Here is a 4,667-nt window from a genome sequence, read left to right as displayed (position 1 = left end):
CCCCGATCCGCCGGGCCTCGCCGAAGCTGTAGGCCAGCCCGGCCACGGGGTCGAAGTCGAGGTCGTGCTCCAGCGCGTCGTAGCGCGGCCCGCCGGGGGCGATCGCGTACCCGAGGCCGATGCCCGGCTGGACGCGGGGGTCGAAGCAGGGCAGCTCGGCGCCCTTGACGGTCATGGCGTACGGGGCCGCGGCCGGCCCCAGTTTCGCGGCCGCCCGCGCCGCGCCCTCGGCCAGCAGGTCGCCCATCTCGCCCGTGCGCCCCGCCACGTCGTCGATCAGCCCGGGCAACGCCTCGGGATCGCCGAACGCGGGCCCGCCGGGGAGCAGCCCGCGCTCGGCGCACTCCATGGCGAAGGCGAGCGTGCCGCCGAGGGAGACCGGGTCCAGCCCGAGGTCGTTGCAGCGGGCGTTGGCGGCCAGCACGGTGTCGAGGTCGTCGATCCCGAGGTTCCAGCCGAGCGACAGGAACGCCTCCTGCCCCAGCCCGCCGGTCCGCCGCTCGGCGAGCCCCGGGGGCGCGTACACCTTGAGGCAGTCGTTGGGGCAGCCGGGGCAGGCCCCGGTGGTCGCCACCGCGCGTCCGTCGTAGTCGGCCGCGGACGGGACCCGCAGCCCGTGCGCGCCGGTGACCGAGAAGTTGCGCACCGCGGCGTACCCGGGGGCGGGCGGATCGCCCACCCATCCGGCGAACCCGGGCATCCCTGCCTGGATCGCCGCCAGCGGGTTCGTGGTCAGCGAGTCGCGGTAGTAGGCGGCCAGCCCGGCGATCGCCTCGGGGTCGGCGACCTCCGCCGCCCTCTCCGCCGCGCTCTCCGCCGCGCTCTCCGCCGCGCTCTCCGCCGCGCTCTCCGTCGCGCTCTCCGTCGCGCTCTCCGTCGGGGTCTCGCCGACGCACACGACCGCCTTGAGGTTCTTGGCCCCGAAGACCGCGCCGAGCCCGTACCGCCCGGCGGCATAGGCGTAGTCGGTCACCACGCTCCCGTACCGCACGAGGTTCTCCCCGGCCGGTCCGATCGCCGCCACGTGCGCGCGCCGGCCGTGCCGCGCCCGCAGCGCGTCCGTCGTCGCGGCCGTGCCCAGCCCGCGCAGCTCCGAGGCGTCGTGCAGCGACACCTGTCCGTCCTGGACGAGCAGGTAGGACAGCCGCGCGGCCCGCCCCGTGACGGCCAGCGCCTTGGCGCCCGCCCCGCGCAGGCCCGCCGCGAACGGCCCGAGCGCGTGGGACTCCCCGGCCACCCCGGTCAGCGGCGACTTCGCCAGGAACACCGCCTTGGCCAGCCCCGGCGCCGCCGTCCCGCCCAGCACCCCGGCCGCCACGTACAGCAGCGCCCGCGGATCGTACGGATCGAGCCCGGCGGGCGTGCGCCCGGCCATCAGCCGCAGCCCGAGCACGGACCCGCCGATCTCGCCCGGGTGCTGCTCCTTCTCCACGTTCCCGCTGGTCAGATCCACAATGAACGGCACGGTCAAGCCTCCAGAGCGAAAGAGGAAAGCGAGCCGCACCACATCACACAACACCCGCGAAAGGCAACCCCGTCAGGGCCGCCCCGGGTGCGACTGCAGCCAGCGCGACAGCCCGCGGGCGGCGCCGACGACGGCCGGCACGAGCGCGCCCGGCTGCTGCTCGCCCACCCGCACCACGACCGACAGCGCGGCGATCACCTCGTCCGCCGCGTCCCGCACGGGCGCCGCCACCGACACCGCGTCCAGCGTGACCTGCCGGTCGCTGATGACGTACCCGTGGCGTCGCACCTCGGCCAGCACCCCCCGCAGCCGGCCGGGTTTCGCGATGGTCCGGTCGGTGAAGGCCGCCAGCGGCCCGGCCAGGTACGCCTCCTGCGTCGCGGGCGGCGTGTGGGCCAGCAGCGCCAGCCCGACGCCCGTGGCGTGCGCCGGGAAGCGGCCGCCCACCCGGCTGCGCACGCCGACCGCGTCCCGGCCGGAGATCCGCTCCAGGTAGAGCACGTCGGGCGCGTCCAGGACGGCGAGCTGGGCGTGCTGGTGGGTGACCTCGTACAGGTCCTCCAGGAACGGCATGGCGGCCTCGCGCAGGCCCAGCCCGCGCGGCGCCAGCGCGCCCACCTCCCACAGGTGCAGCCCGATCTGGTAGCGGCCGTCGCGGTCGCGTTCCAGCGCGCCCCACGACATCAGCTCGCTGACCAGCCGGTGCGCCGTCGTCAACGGCATCGAGGCGCGGCGGCTGATGTCGGACAGGCTCAGCCTGGGGCACTCGCCGGAGAACGCGCTGAGCACGCTGAGGACCCGGCTCGTCACGGTCCGGCCGGCGGGCCGCTGCGCGCTTCCGGAAGCCGTCCGGCCCGCGGACGGCTTCGTGCCGCCGGGCGCGTGGACGCCGCGGCGCATCGTGGCCGCGGCCGGGCCGTCGTCGGTTGTGGTCATGGTCGCCGCCTCCCGGTTCGGACCTGTCACCCCGCGATGTTCCGGTTTTTATGTTGTTTGCGGCAACGTAAACCCGTGCTGCCTGCGGGTCCAGCCCTCGAAGCCCCAGAGTTTGTTGCGATGGGTAACAATCCAGAAACACACCGAACGACGTTCTGAAAAGTCTTCCGTTCAACGGAGAACGCGGTTACGCAACCTGTCCGCGGCTCATATGTTGCGGGCGCGACCCCAGCCGGTCGGCCCGTTCCTCGAAGGAGCTGTTCACATGGCTGAAGCGCTCAACCCGTCGCTGACCCGCCGCGACGCGGCCCGGCTGCTCGGCGCGGCCGCCCTGGCCGCGGCCGTCGCGCCGCAGTGGACCGCTCGCCGCACGGACGTCGACGCGCTCCTGCGGCAGCTGACGCTGGAGGAGAAGGTTTCGCTGCTGCACGGCGGCACCGACCCCGCCTCCAAGGGCCAGGCCGGGTACGTGCCCGGCGTGCCCCGCCTCGGCATCCCCGAGATCCGCCTGGCCGACGGGCCCGCCGGCGTGCGCGTCACGGCCAACGCCACCGCCCTGCCCGCGCCGGTGGCGCTCGCCTCGACGTTCGCCCCGGACCTCGCCCGGCGGTTCGGCGCGGTCATCGGCAGGGAGGGCCGCGCGCTGGGCATGGACGTCCTGCTGTCGCCGATGACCAACATCGTCCGGGTGCCGCAGGCCGGCCGGAACTTCGAGACGCTCGGGGAGGACCCGCTGCTGGCCGCCGCGCTCGTCGCCGGCGAGATCCGCGGCATCCAGGGCGAGGGCCTCATCGCCACCGTCAAGCACTACGCGGCCAACAACTTCGAGAACGCCCGCCAGACGATCGACGTCAAGGTGGACGAGCGGACCCTGCGCGAGATCTACCTGCCGGCCTTCGAGGCCGCCGTGCAGGCGGGCGTGGGCGCCGTCATGGCCGCCTACAACCACGTCAACGGCGTGTACGCCGCCGAGCACCCGCACCTGCTGACCGGGATCCTGCGCGACGAATGGCACTTCGGCGGCTGGGTGATGTCCGACTGGTTCGCCACGCACAGCGGCGCGCCCGCGCTCACCGCCGGGATGGACATGGAGATGCCCTTCGGCGTCAACTACGGGGGCCTGGCCGCCGCCGTCGCCTCCGGGCAGCTGGCCGAGTCGGTGGTGGACACCGCGGTGCGCCGCGTCCTCGTCCAGCTCGACCGGTTCGGCCTGCTCGGCGGCGGCCGTCCGCGGCCCTCCCCGGACCCGGCGGGCGGCGCCCGCACCGCGAAGGAGATCGCGCTGGCCGGCGCCGTGCTGCTGCGCAACGAACGGGACCTGCTGCCGCTGGGCCGCGCCGACCTGGCCGACCTGGTCGTCATCGGCCCCACCGCGGCCAGCCCCCTGGTGGGCGGCGGAGGCAGCGCCAGGGTGATCCCCGCGAGCGCCGAGAGCCCGCTGACCGCCCTGCGCCGCCAGGCCGGCCCGGGCAGCCGCATCCGCTGGGCCACGGGCGTGGACCTGGAAGGGGTCCCGGTGCCCGCCTCCGCGCTGGTGCTCCAGCGCGCCCAGCAGGGCGGCACCCCGCAGGCCGCCGCCCAGGTCGACCACACCGGCGCGGACGCCCTGCCCGCCGGCTCGTCGTGGACGTGGACGGGCACGCTCACCGCGCCCGCGACCGGCGACTACGACCTGCGCGTCCAAGGCGCGGGCGGAGTGCCGTCGTTCAACGGCTCGATCTCGCTGACCCTCGACGGCGTCAGGATCGGCTCGGTCGGCGCCCTCATCGGCGGCAACAGCAGCCTCATCGCGACCTCCGGCGGCCTGACGAACGCCGGCGCGACCGTCCGCCTCGAAGCCGGCGTGGCCAAACCCGTCACCGTCGCGGCCACCGGCATCGCCGGCACGCCGCTGCAGGTCAGGCTGGCCTGGGTCACCCCGCAGCGCCGCCAGGAGGCGCTGCGCGAGGCCGCCGCGCTGGCCAAGGGGGCGCGGGCGGCGCTCGTGTTCGCCTTCAACGAGGGCACCGAGGGCGCCGACCGCGCCGCCCTCGCCCTCCCGAACGGCCAGGACCCGGTCATCGGGGCCGTCGCCGCCGCCAACGCCCGCACCGCGGTCGTGCTCAACACCGGCGACCCGGTGCTCATGCCGTGGGTGCGGAACGTGTCCTCGATCCTGCAGATGTGGTACCCGGGCCAGGAGGGCGCCGACGCCACCGCCACGCTCCTGCTCGGCGGCGCCGGCCCGGGCGGCAAGCTGCCGGTGACGTTCCCCGCGCGGGCGGAG

At 75.5% G+C, this 4,667-nt stretch carries 3 protein-coding genes; 1 reads left to right on the top strand and 2 read right to left on the bottom strand.

Features of this window, described 5'->3' with window-relative positions; translation table 11 throughout:
* Both ACWDX9_RS60235 and ACWDX9_RS60230 read right to left on the bottom strand, forming a co-directional pair.
* A partial coding sequence (locus ACWDX9_RS60235) for an aldehyde ferredoxin oxidoreductase N-terminal domain-containing protein (RefSeq protein WP_449972881.1) occupies window positions 1-1,465 on the bottom strand: 1,465 nt, incomplete at its 3' end.
* A 72-nt stretch (window positions 1,466-1,537) separates the two neighbouring features.
* On the bottom strand, window positions 1,538-2,401 hold the full coding sequence (locus tag ACWDX9_RS60230; protein WP_449972879.1) for an IclR family transcriptional regulator: 864 nt from the start codon (window positions 2,399-2,401) through the stop codon (window positions 1,538-1,540).
* Between the two features lie 265 nt (window positions 2,402-2,666).
* Here ACWDX9_RS60230 and ACWDX9_RS60225 point away from each other — a divergent pair.
* On the top strand, window positions 2,667-4,667 hold a 2,001-nt coding region (locus tag ACWDX9_RS60225; RefSeq protein WP_449972877.1), incomplete at its 3' end, for a glycoside hydrolase family 3 N-terminal domain-containing protein.

The organism is Nonomuraea sp. NPDC003201, from assembly GCF_053590415.1.
Note: the sequence above shows the minus strand (reverse complement) of the source record. Positions and strands in the feature narration are given on the sequence as shown.